Below are 26175 nucleotides of genomic sequence, written 5' to 3' on the forward strand. Positions count from 1 at the left end.
CACGCTCTTTAATGGATTCTTTCTCATACAGGATTTTATTCTTTTACTCCTGCTTCCCATAATGCGCCCATAGATTCTGCGGAAAATAAGGCTATGAAGTTTACGTCCTCTACCCAAATCAACGTAGAAGCTTTTCAGAAACGGCATTTTACAGCACAAAATAGAACATTATTCTTTAGGAAAAAAATGAATCAAGCTTAACGGATGAAACAAAAAGGAAATAATTTTGTTTACAGCTTTATTGTCGAGCATTCACGAATGGATTCTGGTATTATCTCTATCTGAAACTCCCTACAAGCATGAAGCAGAAAAGTTATCAAGCATATTTAGTATACCTAATGAAAACTGCTATTACCATGCGTGATGGCTCTAAAATGTAGATGGATTTGAATTTTTAAATAATTTTTAACTATTGCATCACTTTATTTTCATACTTTTTAAATAATATTCAATAACTTAAGTAAAATAAATATTTTTATTTTGGGTTTTGTTGTGTTGTTAATCTAAAGCATGTGAAGAGAATATATTAAAGAATTAAAATATTTATATATCGAAATTGAAGATGTCCTATTTTACCCAAAAAAGAACTATTATGACATAAGTGAATTTAGCTATTAATCTTTTGTTGCCAACAAGTGGAAAAATGATGCTGAATGTAGAAAAAATTGCATAAGAACCTTTAACAAAAATGATTAAAATTTAGATAGAATTACAAGGTATAAAATAGAATTTATTCCATCAGCGCTGCAATTTTTTCTGGTTAATTTATTCTACCAATATCATTAAAGCTTTCTTCTAATGACATCGTCTATCATTGGAGGGAGATATATGATTGTTTTTCGAATTGTGACAGCACACAAATTTCATGATTTATTTTGTCCATTAAAAGATGTTTGTTAGTTGAGTAAGTTAAAAAAATACATAGAATTCCGTATAATGAAGTGTGTATGTATAAAACTTCTCAGGATGATCGTATTAATAGCAATGTTAAAGGGGGGCTTTTTTTGGAAAAATTGTAAAGAAATTATGAGTATCTCTAGGAGAAAAAACTCTGATTTTTAAAACAGAGAGAAACATTGATTATAACAGCTTATTAAGCTAAACGCAGAATATTTATCCTAATAATTGATGGTTAATTGTAACGGGATAGTTTTTTGATAATCATAAAGAAAAAGGTATAGAGCGTGTTTCTTTTAGTTAAGAAAGAGTGTTGCTCATTTTTTTTCTAAAAGTAAGCAACTTCAAAGCTAATTTTTTGTTCTTATAGTGGTGAGAAAATAATTGTCGAAGTCAGTGAAGGGAAGCTTCCAATAGATTGTTACAAAGTTTAATAAAAGTTGGAATACTTAAAAATTCTTTAGTTTCTATTATGATTTAAGAATACCAGGTTAGGATACGGAGAATTCAAGAGCTCAAAACTTTGTGATAATATTGGTTTAGAATTACATCTTGTTCATTCAGACGAGATGAGCCAATTATTATATGTCATAGAGACATATGGATGGAAAATTTAAAAAAAGCTTATCCAGAATCTGACTTAAAGGTTATTGGAACTTTAGTAGTAAGATTGGCTTGGTCTCATGTTTCTCAAAAATTAGCAACCAATCTTGTTGTGACTAGACTAAATTTGGAAGATCTGCTCACTGAGCGTTTTTATAATATTATGAAATGATAAAAATATTAATATTTCTTCTTGTCCGGGACATGAAGCCGGTGCTATTTGTATTTATTATCCGTTGCACCATTGTCCGAAATATATTTTAAGTGGTTGTCACTTGAAATATGCCTTGGAAAATTATTTGGCAAGAGAGCGTACCTATATGTATTGGAAAGTAATTTCCTATTATTTGTCTCAATCTATGGGCACAACGTTGCCAAGTATAGAATTCATGCTGACAGATGACTTTCAAAAAATAAGTGCCTATAACGCATTTGAACTAAACTTTTATGAAAAACTGGAATTTAGTACCGAACCATATTCGACAATGGAGAAAATCATAAAATGGCTTGAGTCTCTGTTTAAGAGGGAGGAGGTTATTGCGTAATTCTGTTTTTCTTATGATTGTGATTGGTTGTTTGACGAGTTTTTGTGCTAGTGGTGTATTATCTATTGGCCTTTCTTTGTTACAATTCCAAGATACAACGGGAGAAACTTCTGCTACTTTAAATGTCGTTAATTTAATCGCAATTGGAATTGCTGGCTTATGTTTGGGAAACGTGTTGGCGCACTATCAAGGCTTTATAATTGGGTTTTATAGTCAAATTATTTGCGCTTGTTTATTGTCTTTCTTATTATTTATGAACAATCCAGTGCTTATTTTATTTGTATTTTTTTTACTTGCTCTCTTGATGGGGGCTGATAACCCAAATAACAATAGTGCCTTGAATCAGCTGGTTCCAGCTCCCAAACAAAAAGCTGGAGTTTTTGCATTTTACACTAGTTGCTGTCAGTTTTTTGTTATTATATCCCCATTGCTTATATATTTTATAATTGCGCATTTGGGGCACAAAATAGCCATAGCCTTTATTGTATTTATCTATCTTTTGAATGCCTGCTTATGGTTTCGTATAAAGTCTATACAACAACTAAACAGAGCAAAAGAGCTATTAAAAAAGCCATCTCAAAAAGCTTATGGAGTTGGGTTCAGGTGCCTTTGGCGGATTTCTGCGTTGCGTTTTTTAACGATTAATCGTATTTTGAATAATTCTCTCTATACGGGGACTATTGTTTTATTGCCACTTGTTCTTGCTTCTATAACATCAGATAATATAAAATTTACAGCTATTCAAAATTCTATTTTTGCTTTTTCAGCACTGGGTTTTGTGATCAATGGTCTTATCTCATCTTATTATTTACGGAAATTTCCATCTTTAATTCGTTTTTTTGTATGGGGAGCACCGGCTTTTGCCGTGATCGCAATCTCTTTTGTTCTATATTTAAATTTTACTCAATATTCCCTTTATATTATGGGGTTTTTATTAGGTATTGGGCAATTTTATTTTAGGATATCGGGAATAACAATTGGACAAGCTATCACACCTAGTGAAAATTTAGCCGAGGTGATTTTGGCAGGCGATGCCAGTGTACGCATCATAACAGCTTTATTCTCTATTGTGCTTTTATATGCAGGAAAATTTTTTTCATTTTCTATATTATACGTCCTATGTGTATTTATAGGCTTTTGCGCTCCTTTATTTATTTTGCACGGACTATCTATTTACATACAAAGCTTAAAGATAAAAGAAAGCGCCGCATGAATGATATTCAATTATTATATTACGTCAGCCTTTTTTTGATTATCGTATAGATAAAAATGTTGTACAAATATTCATGACATTAATTTTAAATAAGCACATTGCGTGAGAAAAGCTGAGGTGTTCGTTACCTCTCATGTGGATAAAACGCATTTAGCCCGTTAAGCAACGAAATTGCAAATAGCACTATGATCACCATTAATTCTAAAAGCTCTACCAGAAGTTAGTGATAATGGCAAAAATCCTTTAATGATATTTGAAGAGATCGTTTATGCTAGATCAGGTTATCTAAAGATCGAGAGGAGAGGAGCTTAAAAAGTATAAAATTCATGGAAATTCAACAGCAATTTCTAGGTGTACATAATGATAGGCATAGATCGACGCAAACTGGTCAAATTCAAACAATAAAAAATCCTGCAAATGCTGAGCTTTTTAAACTATGTCATATCAAGCATATGAAAGTTCGTTTTAAATTAATGGCGGAGAGAGAGGGATTCGAACCCTCGATATGGTTTCCCATATACACGCGTTCCAGGCGTGCGCCTTCAACCACTCGGCCACCTCTCCAGAAGTTTGCACTATACCCAGAAAGAAATAACGTGCAAGTCTAAACTATACATTCAAAACCCAAAAAACAAATTCATTTATTAAAGTAAGAGCTTTTATCTGTTGAATAACAAGCACATCCCTTCTTTTTAAGAAAAAACTTTTTTCGTGGATAGGTTTGTAGAATACAATAATGAGAATAAAAAGATTGTCACCAGTTATAAACTTTCATGCTCATTTACGCACTTTCTGCTTCACAAAAAAATACTTCTCTTAAAATTGGCATACAGTCCATAGTTTTACACAACCAAATAATTAAAATCACTTACTTATACGTCATAGGAAGGGATGGTATGTGGGGGAAGAACATTTTAAGAGAGGATAAGTGGCTCTTATGCATTTTCTTAAATAGCACGAATTTTTGCAAAATTGAGAGCTGTAAAATAGTGTGATGGTGTCAGTTTTCTCTTTCATAGGATTATATAATAAGCCCTACTCTAAATCCTCTATTCAATTTCACACTTCTATATTTAGTTGATACTAAAGAAAATAAAATTCAGAAAAAAACTTTGCATTTTTAATTTAATATGTATGAATATATTTTATTTTCTGAAATGAAAAAATAGTCTCATTTTGATCAAATACAAAATAATAAAAATGCAAACCTGTTTTCATTTTTACCATATACTTTTAAATTCAGCTTTACAGTTTTCAAAATATCTAAAGTAATCTCATTATTTAAAAGAAATTACGTATTACTTCATACTTTTGATTATCGCATTCTTTAAACGTGATATGGTCTCATCACAAAACAGAATACTCTAAAAATACTATTTTCTTTCTCATCCACACGTTTGTAAAAAAACATCTCTTAAAGCTTGCCACATCTACCTCATACGGTATCTATGAATGGTATAAAATCTATTGGATAGCATCATCTTTCCTTAAATAAAAAGTAAAAGCCAAGTACTATCAAGCTATTTGTCGCCTAATGTTAAAATATCTATTGCTATTTGAGAGAATGCATAAAAGGAATTTATTCTTTCTTAGAGTGTTTTTATCCATACATTACTCCTCCTTGTAATGTATAAAAGAGTAATTTTTATTAATTAAATATAGAGAACTTTAAAACGAAAAAAACCTACAATATTCAGGGTTCTCATTATGTAAAACGATAAATTACCATTATAAATTAATATACTGTATTAATGTTTTACAGCACTAAAAATCTGATTAGTCTGCAAAATGAGCTCGTTCTTTCCCCTTAATGTTCTTTATCACCTTATATTCTTGCTTAGAGCACGTACAGCTCGTGCAGTTTCACATTGTAATGCTTTTTGTGCTAAAATTTTCATATCTTCAAAACTATGAGTCTGTAAACACGCCTTTACTGGAGAAATATCGCAAGATATCATAGAAAGCTCATTAATTCCCAATCCAGTCAAAATCATTGCACCAAAAGGATCTCCAGCCATACCACCACATACACTAACCCAACACTTATGTTGTGCAGCTCCCTGAATAGTCTGATAAATCATACGCAAAACTGCTGGATCAAGGCTATCAGCTTCAGACACAAGGTACGGATTTTGCCGATCAACAGCCATTGTATACTGTGTTAGGTCATTGGTTCCAATTGAAAAAAAATCAACATGGGCGCTCAATACATCTGCCATAATGGCCGCTGCTGGAACTTCGATCATAATACCAAGTTTTAATTTTGGTGCATTAATATCGTTGCGGATTTCTTCTGCAATCTTTTTTATAGCGACAATCTCTGAAACAGACATGACCATCGGAAACACAATCCATAGATCTCCACCCTCTTTTGCCGCTCGATATAAAGCACGTAATTGAGGCACAAAAAGATCACGTCGACGTAACAAAAGCCGCGTTCCTCGAACACCTAAAAAAGGATTGTCCTCTTTAGATAAATGTAAATGCGTAACCTGTTTATCTCCACCAATATCAAGTGCACGAATAATTAATGGCTTATCTCCTACAGCTGTAATCATCGCCCGATATATATTAAATTGTAGCTCTTCATCCGGAATATATGGATTCTCTAAAAACAAAAATTCCGTGCGCATGAGTCCAACACCTTCAGCCCCTAAATCAAGCGCAACAGGAACCTGATTTGCGTAGTTGACATTAGCCATGATACGAATTCTTTGACCATCTGTCGTTTGCGCTGGTAATCTACATGCATTTATTTCACTGACACGTTTTTGCGCAACAGTATCAATATGCCTTTGAGCATCTTCAACGTCTTCAAGCGTAGGATCAAGGTAAATAAACCCGTTATCGCCATCAATAATAGCCTGAATATCAGACTGAATTGCTAAAATATCATCACCTGTAGCAACAACCATTGGAATACCAAGAGTACGCGCCAAAATAGCTGTATGAGATAATGGACCTCCCCATGCTGTTGCTAATCCTTTTACCCTTGTACAATCAAGTTGTGCTACATCAGAAGGAGAAAGGTCATTTGTAACCAGAATTACACCATGTGGAATATCATTTAAAAAGAACGATCTATAGGATGGATTGATTTCACCTAAAACACGTCGACCAACATCAACTAAATTAACAGCACGTGCTGCTAACAAAGGATTATCTACCTTAAAAAACATATCTGAAAATTGACGAACCGCTCTATCCCAAGACCAAGCGACACCATGACCTTCCGCTATAAAACGACAAGCTTGAGCTATTAAATTTTCATCTTCAAGCAAAACCATTTGCGCAGAAAAAATCGCAGCAGAATCTGCTCCCATACGCACTGTAATATCAGAAATCACAGATGCCATTTTATGTTTTGTTTTTGTAAGAGCATTTTCAAGACATGCTGCACCAGCTGCAAAATCAATTGGCTGATCTATTATGGAAATATCATTTTGCCTTAAAACAAAAATCTTACCAAATGCTAATCCTGAACTCGCTCCAACACCAGAAATGCCTTTTTGCATAGAGCGTGGATACCAACCATGAAAAGCCTTTGTTTGAGATTCCATTGCTCTCATCAGACATTTTTCACTAATACTCACTTTTTTTGCAATAGCAATGGCATCATTGAGAAGTTGTGCTCCTTCTGCAGCATCTGTAGAAAAAATCAGAACATCACCATTTTTTGCTCCTAATTGCAATAAACCAACCAAATTTTTCATTTCAACGGTATATTGACCATGGCGAACTCTGATAGAGTTTTGAGCCTTTTTCGCAAAATCAACCCATAGAGAAGCTGGTCGTGCATGAAGACCACTTGGATAATCTAAAGTCCATTCCTGACACACCGAAAGGTCACCAATAAAAGTTTTTTCTATCTTCATCTCTTGGTCAAACAAAGTTGTAACAATTTGCTGTTTGTCCATAGTTGTTGCAAGTACTTCAAGCTGTTTTTTATCAAATAAAAGAGACGTCAATTTTTTACAAATTTCTCTATAGCGATCTGGACACGCTGCAATGGCAATAACCAAATATGCTTTCTTGCCATCCTGCCACTCAACACCAGCAGGCACCTGTATAACAGCAACAGCATCCTTGATAATTAAATCACGATTTTCAGCCATACCATGAGGAATGGCTATACCATTTCCAAGCCAAGTATTGGTTGTTTCTTCACGTGCAAGCATACTTGCCAGATAACACTTATCAACTGCACCAACCTGCACAAGCAATTCAGCAGCAGCATAAATTGCATCATTTTTATGATCAAAAGCAGCTGCAAGTTGTACAGATCTTATAGACAAGATTTCACCATCAGTAAAATCTACATTCATTGCTTCTGCTTTCTCATATCTCATCATGAATTCAAATTGCCTCACATTTGAACACCAATATCTCTGATACATTCCTTTTCAAAGCTGCATTTCCCAAAATACAAGCTATAAATACCACCACAGCTCTCTTTATATTCTACAGAATATAGCTAAGTGAGGTGCTTAAATACCTCAATATAACCGATAAAACAATTAGATATTATTATCCACCTAAGTGCTTAAAACCATCATAAACAAGTCTGCCTCTTACTCTTTTACTTTACAAAGACAAAACCCCGTTTTTTACAGCACCAATCACCTGAAAAACTATGCTTTCAAAATGCTCTCATTATCCTAAGTTGATCCTAAGTTATCCAACATAACTTTTCATTATTCTCCCTACAAGAAAGCATCCTTCCTAATCATCCGTAACTTCAGCTAATATTTTAATTGATTCCTCAAAGTTTATTTAACCTATTATCCCTCTTTATAAATTCATTACATAATTACAAATTGCTCCATGCAACTTATCATCTTTATTCCGTGCTACCCATCTCTTATGATATCAAACTCTCGATATATAATATTTATATATTTTAAGCTACACCTTTACTTCAATCAATATCGCAAATACACAATGCCCTCTGTCGCACATTTGCAAAGTACGACATCCCCCCCAAGCACCATCACCAACTACTAAAATCAAGAAAAACTCTACAAATAAGATAAATAAAGTAAAAAATGAAAAGCAATTATTGCCTTAACCCTAGCTCTTATGCTTGTTTATTTTCAACAATACACAATAATAGTGAAATCAGAAAAAATATTCTTGAAGGGCGCTGATTGCACGTTGGTTATTTTTATATCTTTAAACACCGTACTCCTTAAAATATAATTTCACTCTCGATTTACCGAAAATTCCTTAATGCACGTCACTTTCAAAGTAGTTTTGACTACCTTCTTATGGATTTTTATCCCTATGTCTTTTTAAATGAATAGCCCCACCTATCCACACTACCACCTAAAAACAGTATGACAACTCATCAATACCACAATGCCGATAAAAAGACCCATCTTTATCAAAATGATTACATCAATAATGCTCTCATTAAATTTCTCATAATTTTCTGAAAACAAACTGCTTCTCTTATAAGAAACTACTCAACGCTTCTTCATACATAAAAAGAAAGTCTCTCCTCACTGATTATTATACAGAAACTTATCAACAAACTCTATCATAATATCAATATGTTCAGTATTTAAATACTAACATAACAGCGCACAAACTTTTTCCCTCATTGAGAAAAGCCATTTCCCGAATTCTACCTTTTTATCTTCTACATTTATTATAGTACCAACGCAAAAAGGGAAAGATGAGATTCATCTTTCCCTTTGAATACTTATAAAACCACAACTACAATTCAATGAAATCCCGTTGATGGCTAGAGAGTGTTACAGATTACTCTGCTGCCTCCACCATAGGAATGACTGAAACATAGGAACGATTACCCGCTTTGCGTTGAAAAGAAACCTTTCCATTTGATAATGCAAAAAGCGTATGGTCTTTTCCAATGCCGACATTGTTTCCAGGATGCCAACGTGTACCACGCTGGCGAATAATAATATTTCCGGCAATAACGGTTTCACCACCAAATTTTTTAACGCCTAGACGTTTCGATTCTGAATCACGACCATTACGCGAGGAACCACCAGCTTTTTTATGTGCCATAGACGCTCTCCTTTAATCTTTCTTACTCTTTGATGCTACAGATGCTTTCTTCTGCGGCGCAGTCTTTTTTTCAACCGTTTTTTTAGCCGTCTTCTCAACAGAAGCAGCAGCTTTTGTTTCTTTTGGTGTAGTTTCTTCTTCTTTTATAGGTTTCGCAGCAACTTTTTTAGGTTTTGAACCACCCATTAAAATTTCTAAAACACGAAGCCTCGTAAATTCTTGACGATGGCCACGCGTGCGTTTAGAATTTTGGCGACGGCGCTTCTTAAATGCGATAACCTTGCGCCCACGTGCCTGTTCTAAAATCTCAGCTGTCACCAATGCATCAGCAACGACAGGGGTACCAATAACCGCATTACCTTCTTGCCCAACCATTAATATATCATTGAATTCAACCACATCACCCGCATTTCCACTAACTTTTTCAACTTTTACCACTTGATTAGCAACAATGCGGTATTGCTTACCACCAGTTTTAATGACTGCGAACATTTTTTATCCTTCCGTTCACTCCAGCTCTTATTTAATTTCTGCCTTGAAATAAGGGGAAATAGGCTGCTTTTTATCAGTCGTAATAGATCTCAAAGAAGGATAAAACCTTCTTTAACACAAATATGCGCAGATTTCCCCGCGCTTATATTTTGTATATATGAAGGAATTTCTATTCTCTGTCAATAAAGTCCCATAAAAAAGAAAATAAAGGTTGTACCAAAAACAATTGAAGGTTATCTACCCCTTATACACTCAAATAGTGCCAATTTTTGTTTCACTTTATTATGGAGAGATGGCTGAGTGGTTGAAAGCACCGCACTCGAAATGCGGCATAGGGGCAACTCTATCGGGGGTTCAAATCCCTCTCTCTCCGCCACAGTTTATAAAGCGATATTGTAGCTTGTGTAGCTTGACAGCAGGTTTTGTGTAGCTTGCCAGCGGGTTTTGTATATTTTGCCACTAGGTTTTGTACCAATTTATTTTTTTCGAAGGATTTTAAGGGGGGTCTCAAAGGGTCTTCAAAGAACCTCTCAAAGGTCTTTATCGTTTTTGCGAATAAATTCTCATTTTTACAATTTTTGCACTTTTTTGATTTTCTGTTACATAAATCTAATCCAGATAATAAGAGAACGTATAGTAAAATTAAAGAATTATCTCATATTTCTCTCTCATTCTACTTTTGCTTAGTTAGTACAAAAACTACTGTAAAATTATATTTATTTTGCACGTCTTGCTTGAATATGTGCTAGCAACCCTAATGTTGAACTATCACGATTATCCGCTTTACTTTCTCCACGAAGAATTGGTAGTAACTCGTTTGCTAATTCTTTACCAAGTTCAACACCCCATTGATCAAATGAATTAATATTCATTAAAATCCCTTCAACAAAAGTGCGATGTTCATAAAGCGCAATAAGACGACCGAGTGCAAAAGGTGTTAATGAATCTTGAACCAGCGTAATGCTGGGACGGTTTCCTTTAAAACTTCTATGACGTGCTAAATGGTCTGCTTCACCCTCATCAACTCCATTTTTTATCAAGATATGCCGAGCATCTTCAATACTACGCCCCTTCATCAAGGCTTTTGATTGTGCTAAACCGTTTGCTAGCAACATCTCATACATAGAATGTAATTTTTTCTCATGCCCTTTTATAAATAAAATAAATTCTACAGGAATAATATCTGTTCCTTGATGCAGAAGCTGAAAAAAAGCATGTTGACTATTTGTTCCTGAATCCCCCCAAACAATTGGACCACTTGAAAAACTTAATGGTTTTCCATCCAGCGAGACTTGCTTACCATTTGATTCCATATCAAGCTGTTGTAAATAAGCTGGAAAATGTATTAAACGCTGTGCATAAGGAATGATCGAACGTGATGAATAACCACAAATAACACGATGCCAGAATCCTAAAAGAGCAAAACGAATAGGAATATTTTTATGCAAAGGCATAGTTTTAAAATGTTGGTCCATTTGCAAAGCACCATTGAGAAATTGGCGAAAATTTCCACCACCTATTGCAAACATAACAACAAGTCCAATGGCTGACCAAATTGAATAACGTCCTCCAACCCAATTCCAAAATTTAAAAACTCTTGTGGAATCTATGCCAAATTCTGCTACTTTATCAAGCGCACTTGAAACAGCAACAAAATGCGTACAAACGGCTTCTTCTCCTAAATGTGAACAAATCCACTGACGTGCAACTTGAGCATTGACCATTGTTTCAGCCGTTGTAAAAGTTTTAGAAGCAATGACAAACAGCGTTGTTGCTGGATTCAAAATAGAGAGAGTATCAGAAATATGGGCACTGTCAGCATTCGAAACAAAATGACACTGTGGACCATCATGATAAGGTTTTAAAGCATATGTGACCATTGCAGGACCAAGATCAGAACCACCAATACCAATATTGACAATATCACTTATTCTCTCGCCACTGCTTCCCTTATAGCTTCCATCACGCACCTTTTCAGAAAATCTTTCCATATCTTCAAGGACGTCTTGAATATCGCGAATAAGATTATGACCATCCAACATGAAAATTTCATCAGCAGGTAAACGTAATGCAATATGAAGAACTGAGCGTTTTTCAGTTGTATTAATCGCCTTACCAGAAAACATTGCATCACGCCGGCCTAACACATCTGCTGCGACCGCTAAATCATCTAGAAGTTGCAATGTTTTAAATGTCACACCACATTTTGAAAAATCGAAAAGAAGATCATCAAGTCTGAGGGAAAAATGGGAAAAACGCTGTTCATCTTCTACAAAATGCCGACGAATATCATAGACCCCATCCTTTGCGGCATGGTTTCTTAAAGCTTTTAATGTGGCTTCAAAAGCCATTTCATTTCGAATCGAAAAGCTATCTCCCATAAGCTTATCCTATACGGTTATTGATAATGAAATCTATGCCCAAACAATAACAAAGCAGAAAGCATCTCCTTTATTGATCGCTATTTTCACTGCTCACATAAAAATGAAGGAATATACAAAATATAAAGGATAAGATCCGAAAATGATATTTTTACAAGAATAAACTTTCAAATCTTTTCTATCATATACATCATTTAACTTGATTGAGTTCTTTTGTTAAACGTAAATTTTCTTCTGCTTTTGGTCTTATAAAACGCCCTAAAAAAAGATAAACAACCGGTGTAACATAAAGCGTAAAAATAGTTGCTAAACCTAAGCCACCAACGATAACCCAACCTAAAGCTATACGAGCTTCTGCGCCAGCACCTTTGGCCAAAACCAAAGGAATACCTCCTAAAATGGCACAAATCATTGTCATACAAACTGGACGAAGGCGAATGTTTGCTGCTTCTTCTACGGCTTCACGCACGCTTCTTCCCTGATCGCGTAATTGATCTGCAAATTCAACAATGAGAATACCATTTTTTGCCATAACACCAATTAACAAAATTAATCCAATTTGGCTGTAAATATTAAGACTTACACCACTTAATAGCATAGCAATTACAGCACAACCAATCCCTAATGGGACAGTGGCCATGATAATGAATCCTGAAATAAAGCTTTCAAACTGAGCAGCCAAAATCAATAAAATAATCAAAAAGGCAATGCCAAAAACAATCATAAAATTGGAAGATGTTTCATTAAGCGTTTCGGCTTCCCCTAAAGGAACCAAGTAGGTTCCTTTCAATAACAAAGGAGAAGCAATTTTCTGTACAGTTTGGTAAGCTTCCCCTAAAGCAATATCTGGAGCAAGATTTGCGCTTAAAATAACAGCACTCATGCGTTTTTCCCGTTTTAGTTGGGGAGCAATAGCTTTTTCATGTAAACGCGCAATAACCGATAAAGGAACATATCGATTGTCTTTGGTTTTAAAAAAAATATTTTCTAAATCGCTAGGACTCTTCATAGAATTTGTACGCGATATCAATTTAACATCGTAAGAATGATCATCCACGTTAATGGAACCAATCTTTTTACCATCCAACATTGCTTGTAATGTATCGCCCAAATTCGTGATATCAATCCCTAAATCGGAGGCTTTTTTTCGATTGATTTCAATAAAAAATTGCGGTTGTGTTGCATCAACAGTAAGGCGTGGGCGAATAAAACGCGGATCATCTTGTAAAGCACTAACCAGCTTATCAGCAATGGGTTGTAATGTTGCATAATCATTGCCAAGAATTGCAAATTGCAACCCTTGCCCAGTTCCACTCACACCTAGAGAATTTCCCTGCGCAGCAAACACAAAAACTGCGGGAAACTGTTTAACCTTTGCATTAACATCTTTCACGATTTCTTGCTGACTACGTAAACGTTTATTCCAAGATGAAAGCAATAAAATCAAAAAAGCAGTATTGGGTGAACCTCCAATACCCGCGATAGAGTAACTGTTAGCAATCTCCCCTGCATCACGTAATGGCTGTAGACTTGCTTCAATTTGCTCTACCTGCTCGTTCAAATATTGTGTCGAAATACCTTGTGGTCCATTAATAACCAAAAAGATAAGAGCTCTATCTTCTGCTGGCGTTAATTCCTGTTGCAGTTTCATATAGCCCCCAATACAAAGCCCCCCAAAAATAAGTGAAGCAAAAACAACAGCCCAAGGTTTTTCTAAACACTTATGCAAACTGTACGTATATGCCTTATGAAAAAAAGTACCTAATTTATATAAAAAAGTAAAATAATGATGGGACTTTTCCTCTTTCTCCTCAATATGTTCTTTGAGAAAACGTGAAGCCAACATGGGACAAAGCGTTAAAGCAACAATTGAAGAAAGCAAAATAGAAATTGCCAAAACAAAACCGAATTCTCTAAAAAGTCCTCCAACTTGCCCAGGAAGAAAGGAAATAGGAACAAACACAGCCACTAATGTCAATGTTGTTGCTAAAACAGCAAAAAATACTTCACGTGTTCCTATCACCGCTGCTGCTCTGGAACCTAATCCCATGTTGCGCCACCGAACAATATTCTCAAGAACAACAATGGCATCATCCACAACAAGCCCTGTTGCTAAAACAAGTCCTAAAAATGTGAGAATATTCAATGAAAACCCTACAAGATAAATAGCTGCAATGGTACCAATCAAAGCGACAGGAAGAGATAAAGCAGGTATCAGCGTTACACGAATGTCTCTGAGAAAAAGAAAAATGACCAAGATAACGCTCAAAATAGCAATGACCAAAGCAACTTCAACCTCATGAAGAGCGCTTTTAATAAAAATTGCATCGTCATTAATAACGTCTATATTTACAGAAGAAGGAACAATACTTTTGAGATTATCAACAACGGCTCTCACACCTTCAGAAATATTAAGAGTGTTGGATTGTGCTTTACGCACGATACCTAATCCAATACCTGTCTTTCCATTGATACGAAGAATAACTGTTTCTATATCCGGCGATAAAGTAACATGCGCAACATCACCAAGATGCACATGAGGCTTTAAAACAACTTGTTCAAAAGATTCTGGTGTTGTTAAACGTGCAGTAGCACGTACAACTAAAGTTTGCTTAGAATTGCGTAATGACCCTACTGGCACATCTGTTGTCATATCAGCAAGAACACGTGAAATATCTGCTACAGTTAATCCATAACTTGCAAGTTTTGCTTGATCTATATCAATCTGAAAAATCTTTGTGCGAGCACTATCGACCTGTACATCACCAACACCATCAACAGCAGAAATAGCATCAACAATCTGATCGTTTACAATCGTGGTTAAATCATCAACACTCATTGTTGGTGACGTTACAACCAAATACATCATGGCAGCAGCATTCGAATCTGCTTTAATAATCAAAGGCAAATCCGCATCTTTCGGTAAAGAATAGGTAACACGAGAGAGAGCATCACGAATATCAGATGCAGCAACATTCAAATCAACACCGACATTAAAGTTAATCTTCACACGGGAGCGTCCAAAAGAAGACGTTGAAGAAATCGCCTTAACACCTGAAACACGAGAAACAGCATCTTCTATAATTTTTGTAACTTCACGATCAATTGTTTCCGCCGATGCACCAGAAAACATCGTCACAATCGTTGTTACGGGAGTATCAACATCGGGTAATTCTCTTACATCAACATTTAACCATGCTGCAAATCCTGCAATGATGATCATAGCATTCAAAACAAGAGTAAAAACCGGTCTGCGAATAAATAAGGTAATGAGACCACCTTGCTCCACCTTTGACGCAGGCTGTTTTGTGCTCAATTCTTGGCTCATTGTATATCCGTTCCATAACCTACTGATAATTGCTGTTGAAGAGACTTTGGATCATCAATAGTTACTTTACTTCCTGGATAAAGCATTTGCACCCCTTGAATGACAACTTGATCACCATTTTCTAGGAGAGCTTTCACGAAAACCTGATCCGCTTTATGCTGAATAATTGTTACAGGAATAGACTCTACTTTTCCTTCTCTCACACGCCAAACGAATGATCCTTTACTATTCCATTGAACTGCAAGAGGATTAACGACAGGAAAAGAACCACCATGAAACTGCAAGGAAACAGAAAAGGACATACCAGACATGAGCGTATCTTTTTCATTATTGATTTCAACCTGAACATGAAGTGTGCGACTTTCTGAATCAACGATATTATCAATCGCATAAATATGACCAACAAAAGATCTATCTGGCTGCGCGATTAACGTTGCCGTTACCTCATCTCCTTTATGGATGCGCGACACATATCGTTCAGGGGCCCATATATCGACCAAAATACGTTCTCTATTCTCAATACGGCCTATTACAGTATTAAGGTCCACGTTATTCCCCGCATCAACGGGCAAAATACCAACAACTCCAGGAATCGGTGCTCGAATTGTTCGCCGATCGAGATCTAATTCAGCATTACGCAAAACTAAATTTGCGTTATCCAACTCTAAGCGTGCCATAATTTCTTGAACTTCCGTTGCTGTATTGCTGGCGCGTAATTTAAGAATGCGCGAAAGCGTTAACGCATTGTTATCACGTTGCACTTTTGCTTTTGCAGCCGCTATTTCTTCTTTTTTAGAATCAAGCTTTGCAATCACATCATCGGCTTGTACTTTTGTACCCGCTGATACAAAAAGATTATCAATAACACCTGAGGATAAAGGGGTAAGCTCGACTTCTGCAAGAGCTTTTCCACTCCCAAGAACGTTAAGTTGTTCATAAAAATCTTGAACTTTTACAAGATCAACGACAACATTTACCGGTGGCCTTCCCATTTTTTCATTTGAAGCTTTATCCGATACTCTTGTTTTATCCACCATAGAAATGGGTTGGTCCGCACTCTTTTTTCCAGCCCAATAGGTAACCGTTAAAACAACGATTAAAAACACCAATGGAAAGCTCTTTTTTAATAACGCCATACATCCGCCCTTGCTGTGCCATCTTCATCTGAAATAGTTTTCAACAGTAATATCGGCGTTTTACACAAAAACCCAACAGCGGGTGTATATATCTTACCCCCACCGCAAAAAACACATCTCATCTCTGCTTGACTATCTTTCATAGATTAAAACGTCAAGTTAACTATCGTTCATATTGCTTTGTATGGTCATGACAAAAAAATGTTCATATCAAAACCAACTGAAGCCATAATATATTATATCCTTTTTTAAAATATCTCATAAAAAAGAGAAATTTTTTTATTACTATCCAAGTTTCACTTGCATTTCTTTAATGAAACGATTAGGAACCCTTTGTCTTAGACAATGTAAAAAATTGAAATGTATGCACCCGTAGCTCAGCTGGATAGAGCACCAGACTACGAATCTGGGGGTCAGGAGTTCGAATCTCTTCGGGTGCGCCATCATCAACAATTCTTATAAAATCAGACTTTTTAAATTCTTTATTTTGTGATTTGTTATTTTGTATTTTGTCATTTCATTTTGTTGTGAGTCGTTTCTTTAGCCATTTTGCTAAAATAAGATGTTATGAGTTCTTCAATTCAGCTCTAAGGTGCTTTTATTAGCTTATAATCGTAGCGATTGCATGAGTAGCGTGTGTTGTTGTTTTCTTTTTTCAATCTATGCGCTTGTTTTTGGTCTCTTCCGGATTATACTCTCTACTCAGTTAGGTAATTTTTTACGTGCTTATTTCTAATTATTCCATAACTGGATGCTTCTGGATATTTTATTCCTAGCAGTCCCATCTTAAGAGGGACTTCAGATGTGCCGCCATAAATTCCGGTTTACCACCATGTGAAACTTTTTCAGTGTGTTGTTGGAAAGAATAAATAAACTACTTCTCAAACGTACTACTATGAAACACTTATGGTATCCATTAATATCATCAGCATTTGTTGCAAACCAAAGATTCTTTTTCCTAAAAAACAATAAAACTCTTCTTGTGCTTCTTTAGCATTATCTCTTGCATGGCATATCATCGATTTCTATGATATCTTAGTATTTTTCTGTTCTCTATGAATTTTTCTAATTAATCCATGGGGTACAAATCCCAAACGTTAATAAAAGCTAAGTTTAAAGAATTTTTCCATGCCTAAAACTGATATTGAAATTGCTCGCACTGCTAAAAAGCAACATATTATTGAAATTGCACAAAAAATTGGTATCTCACATGAAAATCTCATTCCCTATGGTCATGATAAAGCTAAAATTTCTTCTGAATACATAAAATCGCTTAATAAAAATCCAGATGGTAAACTTATCCTTGTCACAGCTATCAATCCCACACCTGCCGGAGAAGGCAAAACAACAACAACAGTTGGACTAAGTGATGCTCTTAATCTTATTGGTAAAAAAACAATAGCTACCTTGAGAGAACCATCTTTAGGTCCCTGTTTTGGTGTAAAAGGTGGTGCTGCTGGTGGTGGTTATGCGCAAGTCATTCCAATGGATGACCTTAATTTACATTTTACCGGTGATTTTCATGCTATTACAGCTGCTCATAATCTTCTTGCCGCAATGATAGATAATCATCTTTATTGGGGAAACACTCTAAACATTGATCCACGTCGCATTGTTTGGAAACGCGTTCTTGATATGAATGATCGTGCATTGCGCGATATTGTCATTTCATTGGGGGGCATAACAAATGGTTTTCCACGCCAAACAGGTTTTGATATTACTGTTGCATCAGAAATTATGGCGCTTCTTTGTCTCTCTGAAAATTTAGAAAACCTCACACAAAGACTCAAGAAAATTATTGTTGCTTATCGTTATGATAAAACGCCCATCACCGTTGCTGATCTCAATGCGGAAGGTGCAATGGCAGTTCTTCTCAAAGATGCTATACAACCCAATCTCGTACAGACAATTGAAAATAATCCTGTTCTCGTTCATGGAGGACCTTTTGCCAACATTGCTCATGGTTGCAATTCAGTTATAGCAACAAAAACTGCTTTAAAACTTGCTGATTATGTTGTCACAGAAGCAGGGTTTGGAGCAGATCTTGGAGCAGAAAAGTTCTTCAATATCAAATGTAGGCAAGCAGGTATTGTACCAAATGCTACAGTGATCGTCGCAACTATTCGTGCATTAAAAATGAACGGTGGTCTGGATAAAAATAACCTGACAGAAGAAAATATTACCGCTTTAGAAAAAGGAGCTGCCAATCTTTTACGACACATAGAAAATATGAAGCACTACGGTATTCCTTGTGTTGTGGCTATCAATCATTTTGACAGCGATAGCGATGCTGAAATAAAAACATTACAAAAAATAGTTGCAACAACTGGACACAAAGCTATTATCTGTAAGCATTGGGAACAAGGTGGAAAAGGCGCTATAGAACTTGCACAAGAACTCGTTACCTTGATTGAAAAGCACGATTCTGATTTTAAAGTTCTCTATCAAGATGATATTCCACTCGTTCAAAAAATTAATTGTATTATAACAAAGCTATACGGTGGACGTGGCGCCATCATCCCAGCCCCTATTCTCAAACAACTTGAAACTTGGGAAAAAGAAGGTTTTGGCGTCTACCCTATTTGTATGGCAAAAACACCTTATTCTTTTTCTTCTGATCCCAAGCAATACGGCGCTCCTGTTGATTTTGAAATTCCCATACGAGAAGTTCGTCTCTGTGCGGGAGCCGGTTTTATTGTTGTCATTTGTGGAGATGTTATGACCATGCCGGGACTACCCCATTATCCCACGGCTGAAAAAATTCATCTTGACGAAAATGATCAAATACAAGGACTTTCATAAATTTATAACCGTAAATTCTATCATTCATTATAAAAAGCGTTTTATTATAAAAAAAATAGAATTTTAAAAAGCGATATAGACAAATGTCTTATTTATATGATATAAGCGTTTGTCCTTTTGGATATGCCTTTAAAAGGACGTAGGTTTTTTCCTATCATTTATGACACTGAAAAAAGCAGGATAGATAGTGCAAGTACTCGTTCGTGATAATAATGTTGACCAAGCGCTCCGTGCGTTGAAAAAAAAGATGCAGCGTGAAGGTATCTTCCGTGAAATGAAAATGCGTACTTATTATGAGAAGCCATCTGAGAAGCGTGCTCGTGAAAAAGCTGAAGCTATTCGTCGTACACGTAAGCTTGCTCGTAAGCGTGCACAAAGAGAAGGTTTTATTAGTAACGGACGAACTGTTGCGGTAAAGTAATATACTTTATAATATTATATAATTGCATAAGCAATAGATAGTAAACTACTAGAAAATTTTATCTTCATAGTTGATTGCAATAAATTGCTTGTGTGTAGGTTTTTGTGTACAATGTTATCTAACATGTTAGTTATTTGAAAATAATAAGATTTCTATCATAGAGGTGGTTTTTATTTCACTCTTATATTTCAAAAAATAGATAACAAACTACACTTGAGGTATTTAAGCGACTTTTTCCTATGTAAATTGAGTGCGGGGTGTTTTATTATCACTTTTCGCTATAATTTTTTCCTTCTGGATATCTCTTACATCACTGCTTCTTATGTACAGTTTCATGATGAATTTCTTTTTTGTCATTAAATATTCTACATCTTTCGATCATCCTAGGTCTGATTACAAAACAAAAATAACTATCGCAATATGCGATTGTGTGTAAAATATAATATCAAATTCATAATCCTCTTTCCCTTCAGTTATGTAACGAAACGATGTAATTCCATAACTTTTTATATCTCTTGATTCTGTCTCTCTAAAGGATGACGAATTTCAACCACTGCACTATAGATTCTTTTTTCTTGATAAATTTCTTCTATTCATCACTTATGTAATTACCCTCATCAGTGTATCGAATAAGCCTTTCTATTTCATTCAACTTTCTTCTATACTGAGTTAGAGAAAAAGAAAATTGACAATAAACAGAGAAAACACTGTGTTTTAATATGGATGAATGTGCCTTTTATTACCATTTTTGATGGAAATGTTTTTAAAATTTAAATAACGAGTTAAAGTTTCTCAACACTTTCTCATATTGAATCAATGAAGATTATTTTCTTGTACATCATAAGCGGGATTCATCCGCAAATAGAATAAAAGCTATTTAAGAAAAAACAAAAAGGCTTCTTATGAATACCATAAATAATAGGAATAGCATAACATTGAAAGCTGGTAAATAGAACGATGAAGCCAGCTTATCTACCATACGGATAAGCATTATCATGGCATAAGATTAGAGTGTAGCAAATTTTATAAATGAATTATCACGAAAAAGTATCCTGTTAGCCCTTCATATATCAATCTACTCTATAAATGTTGCTCATATTTTTACGCTTAAATGTTTTATTTATCGTATTATTTTGTTCATTCAAAACTTCTTTTCAAGCCACACAATAATCCCTTTACTGAACAGCTCTTTGTTCATAATATGCATACATGCACTTTTACTTTGAGAAACAAACTCAGAAAAGAGATGCAATACTTTAGCCCTAATTTCCTGTACAAAAACTGCTAAGGCTCCAGTATACTTTACTGTTTTATCACGCCTACAGCTACATAAAAATCTCATGTTTATTTATATCTACCCCCTCATAAACAAGATAAGCACTAAGAAATACAAACCTTTTGTTTTCCTTATTTTGATATTTTTGTAGCAATTTTTTCATCGTTTAGATCTCTTTAACGAGCAATGTGTCATACTTTTTATCAGTTTCCAGTCTTATCTTTCAGATTTTAAATTTCCAATATATGACGAAATAAAGGAGTTCGGTGTGCAAAATTCTCGTTGGTTTCGCGTTTCAATACTCATATCATGTATCTTAATAGCAATAGTCATTGTATTGGGTTCACCTCATTTGTTGCATGCACAAACATTTAATCAAAATTTAGGGCCCAGTGGTTTACCACTTCCGCGATTTGCTTCGATTAAACCCACCAGCGTTAATGTACGCGTCGGACCAGGAAGCAACTATTCTATCATTTTCACCTACAAAAAGAAGGGCTTACCTATTGAAATCATTCAAGAATATGATCAATGGCGCAAAATTCGTGATGCAGAAGGCGATGAGGGATGGGTGTATCAATCGCTTTTATCGGGAAAGCGAACTGCTATAACTATTCCATGGCAAAAAGATAAAACAAAAAGGCTGATGCTACGAAAAAACCCCACCGACAACGCAGAACTTGTGGCGGAAGTAGAACCTAACGTCATTGGTAACATCCGCCAATGTGATGGACAATGGTGCGAACTAAACATTAATAATACGCGCGGATGGCTTCAGCAACCCCAGTTATGGGGAATCTATCCTGATGAAAAAGTAAAAGGTTGGTGAATACTCAAACTCAACAAGTTTAATTTTTATTCCTCATTGAATATCCTCACTGCCTATCACAAGATTGATTTTTTGGTTTCAATCGCACGATTAAATCAACATGTGAAATTTCCATACCTTCTGGTGGCTTAGGCAAATTTCTAATAATGGGAGCTTCTTCCAAATTATAAGGAATATCAAGAATACGATTTTCGCCTTCTATATAAAAATGGTAGTGATCAGAGGTATTGGTATCAAACCAAGTTTTTGAGCCTTCTACGGCAATAATCCGTAATAATCCCGCTTCCGTAAATTGATGAAGCGTATTATAAACCGTTGCTAAAGATACAGGTACACCTGCCCTCACCGCTTCCTCATAGAGCTCTTCAGCAGTAATATGACGATTTCCTTGAGAAAAAATCATATGTGCAAGTTCCAACCGCTGACGTGTTGGACGCAGACCATTTTGACGCAAACGTTTTTCTAACATAGAAATGGAATAATATTGCACAATTTTTCCACACTCTTTTGTGAACTGCTGCTCTTCATTCATATCTAAATTGTCTGCACTCACTGACATATTATAAACCCAAATATATTCCTGCTAAATAAGATCAAAATACAAAAAAATGGGAATAGTATGGTGTAATCTTGTATTCCATTTTTAAATAATTACCTATGTAGAATACATAAAAAAAGGCTTTTGTCATTAAAAATGATATAAAATCATTTCCCTCTCTTTAAAATTTGCTCTAAAAGTAGGTTGGGAAAAGCGCAGAAATAAAGATATATGCAAATAAATGGAGTAACAATGGCTGAACAAAAGTCTCGCTACACTTATGAAGAGCTTCTAAGCTGCGCTCGCGGCGAAATGTTTGGTAGAGGTAATGCGCAATTGCCAGCACCGCCAATGTTAATGATTCATCGAATCACTCAAATTAGTGAAACTGATGGTAAATACGATAAAGGAATGGTTCGCGCCGAATTTGACATTACACCAGACATGTGGTTCTTTAATTGTCACTTTATAGGCGATCCCGTCATGCCAGGATGTCTCGGACTGGATGGTATGTGGCAATTAACAGGCTTTTTTCTTGGTTGGCTAGGCGAACCAGGCAAAGGAAGAGCAATATCAACAGGTGAAGTAAAGTTATCAGGGATGGTAACTCCACAAACCAAAATTCTTGAATATGAAATAGATTTTAAGCGTATTCGACGTGGAAATTTAGTCTTAGGAATAGCTGATGGGTGGCTAAAAGCAGATGGAGAGACTATTTATAAGGCGAACGATTTACGCGTTGCTTTATTCAAAGAAGATTGAACGTTATTTCCGTCAGAAAGAACTTTTCACTATTCTGTATGGAACGAGGAGGTATGAATGCGTCGAGTTGTTGTAACCGGAATGGGAATTGTCTCCGCAATTGGAAATAACCCTGGAGCTGTTTTAACCAGTTTACGTGAAGCAAAATCCGGAATTTCTTACGCACCTCAATATGCTGAATTAGGCTTTCGTAGCAGAGTTTATGGCAAGCCCGATATTAATATAGAAGAACTCGTAGATCGACGTGCTCTACGTTTTCATGGGCGTGGAACAGCATGGAATCACATCGCCATGGATCAAGCAATTGCTGATGCGGGTCTAGAACCGCATGAAGTATCGAACGAACACACGGGTATTATTATGGGTTCTGGAGGTGCTTCAACACATTCAATCGTAGAAGCTGCTGACATTACACGCCAAAAAGGTCCAAAACGTGTTGGACCTTTTGTTGTCCCTAAAGCGATGAGTTCCACAGCATCTGCAACATTAGCAACTTTCTTTAAAATAAAGGGGATCAATTATTCAATCTCTTCAGCTTGTGCTACCTCCAATCATTGTATTGGTAATGCTTACGAAATGATTCAATATGGTAAACAGAAGCGCATCTTTGCCGGTGGCTGCGAAGATTTGGATTGGACACTATCTGTTTTATTCGATGCCATGGGCGCTATGTCCAGCAGATATAATGACACCCCTCACAAAGCTTCACGTGCTTATGATGTTAATCGTGATGGTTTTGTCATTGCTGGAGGGGCTGGCGTTTTAGTCCTTGAAGATTTAGAACTTGCTAAAGCACGTGGTGCAAAAATCTACGGAGAAATCGTTGGATACGGTGCGACATCCGATGGACATGATATGGTTGCCCCATCAGGAGAGGGAGCAGAACGATGCATGCGCATGGCCCTTGCAACAGTCAATAATAAAATTGATTATATCAATCCCCATGCAACAGCAACTCCTGTTGGTGATCCTCCTGAGATAGAAGCTATCCGTTGTGTCTTTGGAACAGGCGATCAATGCCCCCCCATTTCCGCTACCAAATCTCTAACAGGACATTCCTTAGGAGCAGCAGGTGTTCACGAAGCAATCTATACATTGTTAATGATGAATCATAATTTTATTTGTGAAAGTGCCCATATTGAAGAACTTGATCCAGCTTTTGCTGATATGCCTATCGTTCGTGAACGACGTGATCATCAACAACTGAATACCGTATTGTCAAATACTTTTGGCTTTGGCGGTACCAATGCAACGCTTGTTTTCCAACGTTATGTATAAACAAAAGCTCTTAGTAATTGAAAAAAGTACGGTCTTACGGAGAATAATATGAAAGGTTTGATGGAGGGCAAACGCGGCCTTATTATGGGAATTGCGAATGACCATTCAATTGCTTGGGGCATTGCCTGTCAGCTCGCACAAGCAGGAGCGGAATTAGCGTTGACTTATCAAGGAAATGCTTTTGGAAAACGTGTTCATCCCCTAGCAGATAAACTTGGCTGCAAATTAGTGCTAGAGTGTGACGTTGAAAAAAGTGAAAATATTGATTACGTCTTTAAGCAACTTGAAAAAGAATGGAAAACAATTGATTTTATTGTCCATGCCATTGGTTTTTCAGATAAAACTCAGCTAAAAGGGCGTTACGTTGATGTTACAACACGTGAAAACTTTCAACGCACGATGGTTATTTCAGCTTATTCCTTTACTGAAATTGCCCAGCGCGCCGGTAAGCTTATGCCCAATGGAGGAACACTTTTAACTCTTACCTATGGTGCTTCACAGCAAGTTGTGCCTAATTATAACATCATGGGTGTTGCTAAAGCAGCTTTAGAAGCTATGGTACGTTATTTAGCTGCGGACTTTGGTCCTCAAAATATCCGTGTCAATGCGATTTCCGCTGGTCCTGTTAGAACTTTAGCAGGTAATGGTATTGCAGCTGCACGTGCAATATTTTCACATCAACGGCGTAATGCCCCATTACGGCGTACCGTAAATATTCATGAAATTGGAAAATCTGCTCTTTATCTACTCTCTGACTTATCATCAGGTGTTACAGGTGAAATTCATTATGTTGATTCAGGATATAACATCATGTCTATGCCAATACTTGAAGAACTGAAAAAAAGTGACGATTCCCAAGAAGGATAAATTTTATTTCATTGCACTAAAAAATAAAATCAATCATGTGCATAGTGCTTTAATCGGGTATTGAGTACTTTCTCAGCTATATAATAGTGTATTGACTTATAATAATATGACGTAAGGAATATGTGCAAATATTTGTAAGAATAAGTCAATACAAAACCAGATGTACGATGCCCTGTTTCGCAAAATATTTTATAAAAATCCGGAATATTTCTTCAATCCATGGTTGATAAATTTTGTATTTTATGACGTTATTTACCTTACTAAAGCATACGCTTTTGTCGTTGCTTATAAATCAATCCTCAGCCCTCATGCCACCGTATTTTGAAAAAGAGATTAGAGAATTATTAAAATCCTTAGTTTCAGCTTTTGTGTAGAAAATTGAAAAAAATATTCCTACCGTTTGATTTATTCTTGAAACGCAAATACAATCTAATTTAGGATGAATATGAAGGCGTAAAGAAATCAATCATTAATCTTACTATATTCTTTAATGAAAGCATTTCTTCTAATGTATCAGGTAAAATAGAACGCCCAAAAATACTATAGCTGTTGCTCTTTCATGCATTTTTTTAAAGATATCGCTCAATGCACGCCATTCCATTTCACAATGGTACCTGTAAAACGTATAAAAATCCCTGTGAAGTACATAAAATCCTTTTTTCACCACCATTTTAATGTTTATACAGATGACAAACCGACACCGTCATTTTACTTGCCATGTTCTCATATTGAAACAACCCTTGACACTTGAGATGATTCATTAGAAGTATCTTT

General features: G+C 35.8%; 15 protein-coding genes and 3 tRNA genes. 10 read left to right on the top strand and 8 right to left on the bottom strand.

Going from position 1 to position 26175, the window contains the following annotated elements; translation table 11 throughout:
- Positions 1 to 1501 precede the first annotated feature (1501 nt).
- Complete coding sequence (locus ACFINO_RS00065) at positions 1502 to 1672, top strand: hypothetical protein (protein WP_375611449.1); 171 nt, start codon at positions 1502 to 1504, stop codon at positions 1670 to 1672.
- 365 nt (positions 1673 to 2037) lie between these two features.
- Positions 2038 to 3258 carry an MFS transporter gene (locus tag ACFINO_RS00070; protein WP_375654703.1) on the top strand — a complete coding sequence of 407 codons (1221 nt, stop codon included), beginning with the start codon at positions 2038 to 2040 and terminating at the stop codon, positions 3256 to 3258.
- Between the two features lie 474 nt (positions 3259 to 3732).
- Here the strand turns inward: ACFINO_RS00070 and ACFINO_RS00075 are convergent.
- The 4 genes from ACFINO_RS00075 to rplU all read right to left on the bottom strand — a co-directional run bounded on the left by ACFINO_RS00075 (position 3733) and on the right by rplU (position 9783).
- Positions 3733 to 3822: transfer RNA gene (locus tag ACFINO_RS00075), tRNA-Ser, on the bottom strand.
- Positions 3823 to 5078: 1256 nt separating this feature from the next.
- Positions 5079 to 7610 carry a phosphoenolpyruvate--protein phosphotransferase gene (gene ptsP, locus ACFINO_RS00080; RefSeq protein WP_375654705.1) on the bottom strand — a complete coding sequence of 844 codons (2532 nt, stop codon included), beginning with the start codon at positions 7608 to 7610 and terminating at the stop codon, positions 5079 to 5081.
- A 1411-nt stretch (positions 7611 to 9021) separates the two neighbouring features.
- Positions 9022 to 9291, bottom strand: a complete 270-nt coding sequence (gene rpmA, locus ACFINO_RS00085; RefSeq protein WP_273723965.1) for a 50S ribosomal protein L27 — start codon at positions 9289 to 9291, stop codon at positions 9022 to 9024.
- Between the two features lie 12 nt (positions 9292 to 9303).
- Positions 9304 to 9783 (bottom strand): 50S ribosomal protein L21, encoded by a 480-nt coding sequence (rplU, locus tag ACFINO_RS00090; RefSeq protein ID WP_375633223.1) that lies wholly within the window; start codon positions 9781 to 9783, stop codon positions 9304 to 9306.
- A gap of 286 nt (positions 9784 to 10069) precedes the next feature.
- Between rplU and ACFINO_RS00095 the strand changes: the two genes are divergently transcribed.
- A tRNA-Ser gene (locus ACFINO_RS00095) sits at positions 10070 to 10159 on the top strand.
- 340 nt (positions 10160 to 10499) lie between these two features.
- On the opposite strand, the gene pgi is transcribed toward ACFINO_RS00095, so the two are convergent.
- The 3 genes from pgi to ACFINO_RS00110 all read right to left on the bottom strand — a co-directional run bounded on the left by pgi (position 10500) and on the right by ACFINO_RS00110 (position 16628).
- Positions 10500 to 12164, bottom strand: a complete 1665-nt coding sequence (gene pgi / locus ACFINO_RS00100) for a glucose-6-phosphate isomerase (protein ID WP_375654708.1) — start codon at positions 12162 to 12164, stop codon at positions 10500 to 10502.
- A 190-nt stretch (positions 12165 to 12354) separates the two neighbouring features.
- The gene (locus tag ACFINO_RS00105) at positions 12355 to 15492 is read right to left on the bottom strand and encodes an efflux RND transporter permease subunit (protein ID WP_375654710.1); all 3138 of its coding nucleotides are present in this window, start codon (positions 15490 to 15492) and stop codon (positions 12355 to 12357) included.
- Positions 15489 to 16628, bottom strand: coding sequence for an efflux RND transporter periplasmic adaptor subunit (locus tag ACFINO_RS00110; protein ID WP_375654712.1), 1140 nt, complete (start codon positions 16626 to 16628; stop codon positions 15489 to 15491). The genes ACFINO_RS00105 and ACFINO_RS00110 overlap by 4 nt, the downstream gene beginning before the upstream one ends.
- Positions 16629 to 16994: 366 nt before the next feature.
- Between ACFINO_RS00110 and ACFINO_RS00115 the strand changes: the two genes are divergently transcribed.
- The 4 genes from ACFINO_RS00115 to ACFINO_RS00130 all read left to right on the top strand — a co-directional run bounded on the left by ACFINO_RS00115 (position 16995) and on the right by ACFINO_RS00130 (position 21956).
- Positions 16995 to 17071, top strand: a tRNA-Arg gene (locus tag ACFINO_RS00115).
- Between the two features lie 685 nt (positions 17072 to 17756).
- Positions 17757 to 19430 (top strand): formate--tetrahydrofolate ligase, encoded by a 1674-nt coding sequence (locus ACFINO_RS00120; protein ID WP_375654714.1) that lies wholly within the window; start codon positions 17757 to 17759, stop codon positions 19428 to 19430.
- Positions 19431 to 19617: 187 nt separating this feature from the next.
- Positions 19618 to 19851 (top strand): 30S ribosomal protein S21, encoded by a 234-nt coding sequence (gene rpsU / locus ACFINO_RS00125; RefSeq protein WP_375633706.1) that lies wholly within the window; start codon positions 19618 to 19620, stop codon positions 19849 to 19851.
- A gap of 1544 nt (positions 19852 to 21395) precedes the next feature.
- Positions 21396 to 21956: an SH3 domain-containing protein gene (locus tag ACFINO_RS00130; RefSeq protein WP_375633705.1), complete on the top strand. Its 561-nt coding sequence runs from the start codon at positions 21396 to 21398 to the stop codon at positions 21954 to 21956.
- A gap of 46 nt (positions 21957 to 22002) precedes the next feature.
- On the opposite strand, the gene irrA is transcribed toward ACFINO_RS00130, so the two are convergent.
- Positions 22003 to 22515: an iron response transcriptional regulator IrrA gene (gene irrA / locus ACFINO_RS00135; protein WP_375610040.1), complete on the bottom strand. Its 513-nt coding sequence runs from the start codon at positions 22513 to 22515 to the stop codon at positions 22003 to 22005.
- A 231-nt stretch (positions 22516 to 22746) separates the two neighbouring features.
- Between irrA and fabA the strand changes: the two genes are divergently transcribed.
- The 3 genes from fabA to fabI are packed head-to-tail and all read left to right on the top strand — an operon-like array spanning position 22747 to position 25401.
- The gene (gene fabA, locus ACFINO_RS00140; RefSeq protein ID WP_273722474.1) at positions 22747 to 23256 is read left to right on the top strand and encodes a 3-hydroxyacyl-[acyl-carrier-protein] dehydratase FabA; all 510 of its coding nucleotides are present in this window, start codon (positions 22747 to 22749) and stop codon (positions 23254 to 23256) included.
- Between the two features lie 57 nt (positions 23257 to 23313).
- Positions 23314 to 24534: a beta-ketoacyl-ACP synthase I gene (gene fabB / locus ACFINO_RS00145; protein WP_375654718.1), complete on the top strand. Its 1221-nt coding sequence runs from the start codon at positions 23314 to 23316 to the stop codon at positions 24532 to 24534.
- Positions 24535 to 24582: 48 nt separating this feature from the next.
- Positions 24583 to 25401, top strand: a complete 819-nt coding sequence (gene fabI, locus ACFINO_RS00150; RefSeq protein ID WP_375654720.1) for an enoyl-ACP reductase FabI — start codon at positions 24583 to 24585, stop codon at positions 25399 to 25401.
- Positions 25402 to 26175 lie beyond the last annotated feature (774 nt).

Source organism: Bartonella sp. AA83SXKL (genome assembly GCF_042196965.1).
Lineage (GTDB): Bacteria > Pseudomonadota > Alphaproteobacteria > Rhizobiales > Rhizobiaceae > Bartonella.

Excerpts from the sequence above, each read along its gene's own strand:
- ACFINO_RS00120 (WP_375654714.1), top strand. The coding sequence starts at position 17,757 with ATGCCTAAAACTGATATTGAAATTGCTCGCACTGCTAAAAAGCAACAT.
- rpmA (WP_273723965.1), bottom strand. The coding sequence starts at position 9,291 with ATGGCACATAAAAAAGCTGGTGGTTCCTCGCGTAATGGTCGTGATTCA.
- ptsP (WP_375654705.1), bottom strand. The coding sequence starts at position 7,610 with ATGATGAGATATGAGAAAGCAGAAGCAATGAATGTAGATTTTACTGAT.
- ACFINO_RS00105 (WP_375654710.1), bottom strand. The coding sequence starts at position 15,492 with ATGAGCCAAGAATTGAGCACAAAACAGCCTGCGTCAAAGGTGGAGCAA.
- pgi (WP_375654708.1), bottom strand. The coding sequence starts at position 12,164 with ATGGGAGATAGCTTTTCGATTCGAAATGAAATGGCTTTTGAAGCCACA.
- ACFINO_RS00110 (WP_375654712.1), bottom strand. The coding sequence starts at position 16,628 with ATGGCGTTATTAAAAAAGAGCTTTCCATTGGTGTTTTTAATCGTTGTT.
- ACFINO_RS00065 (WP_375611449.1), top strand. The coding sequence starts at position 1,502 with ATGGAAAATTTAAAAAAAGCTTATCCAGAATCTGACTTAAAGGTTATT.
- irrA (WP_375610040.1), bottom strand. The coding sequence starts at position 22,515 with ATGTCAGTGAGTGCAGACAATTTAGATATGAATGAAGAGCAGCAGTTC.
- rplU (WP_375633223.1), bottom strand. The coding sequence starts at position 9,783 with ATGTTCGCAGTCATTAAAACTGGTGGTAAGCAATACCGCATTGTTGCT.
- fabI (WP_375654720.1), top strand. The coding sequence starts at position 24,583 with ATGAAAGGTTTGATGGAGGGCAAACGCGGCCTTATTATGGGAATTGCG.
- fabB (WP_375654718.1), top strand. The coding sequence starts at position 23,314 with ATGCGTCGAGTTGTTGTAACCGGAATGGGAATTGTCTCCGCAATTGGA.
- fabA (WP_273722474.1), top strand. The coding sequence starts at position 22,747 with ATGGCTGAACAAAAGTCTCGCTACACTTATGAAGAGCTTCTAAGCTGC.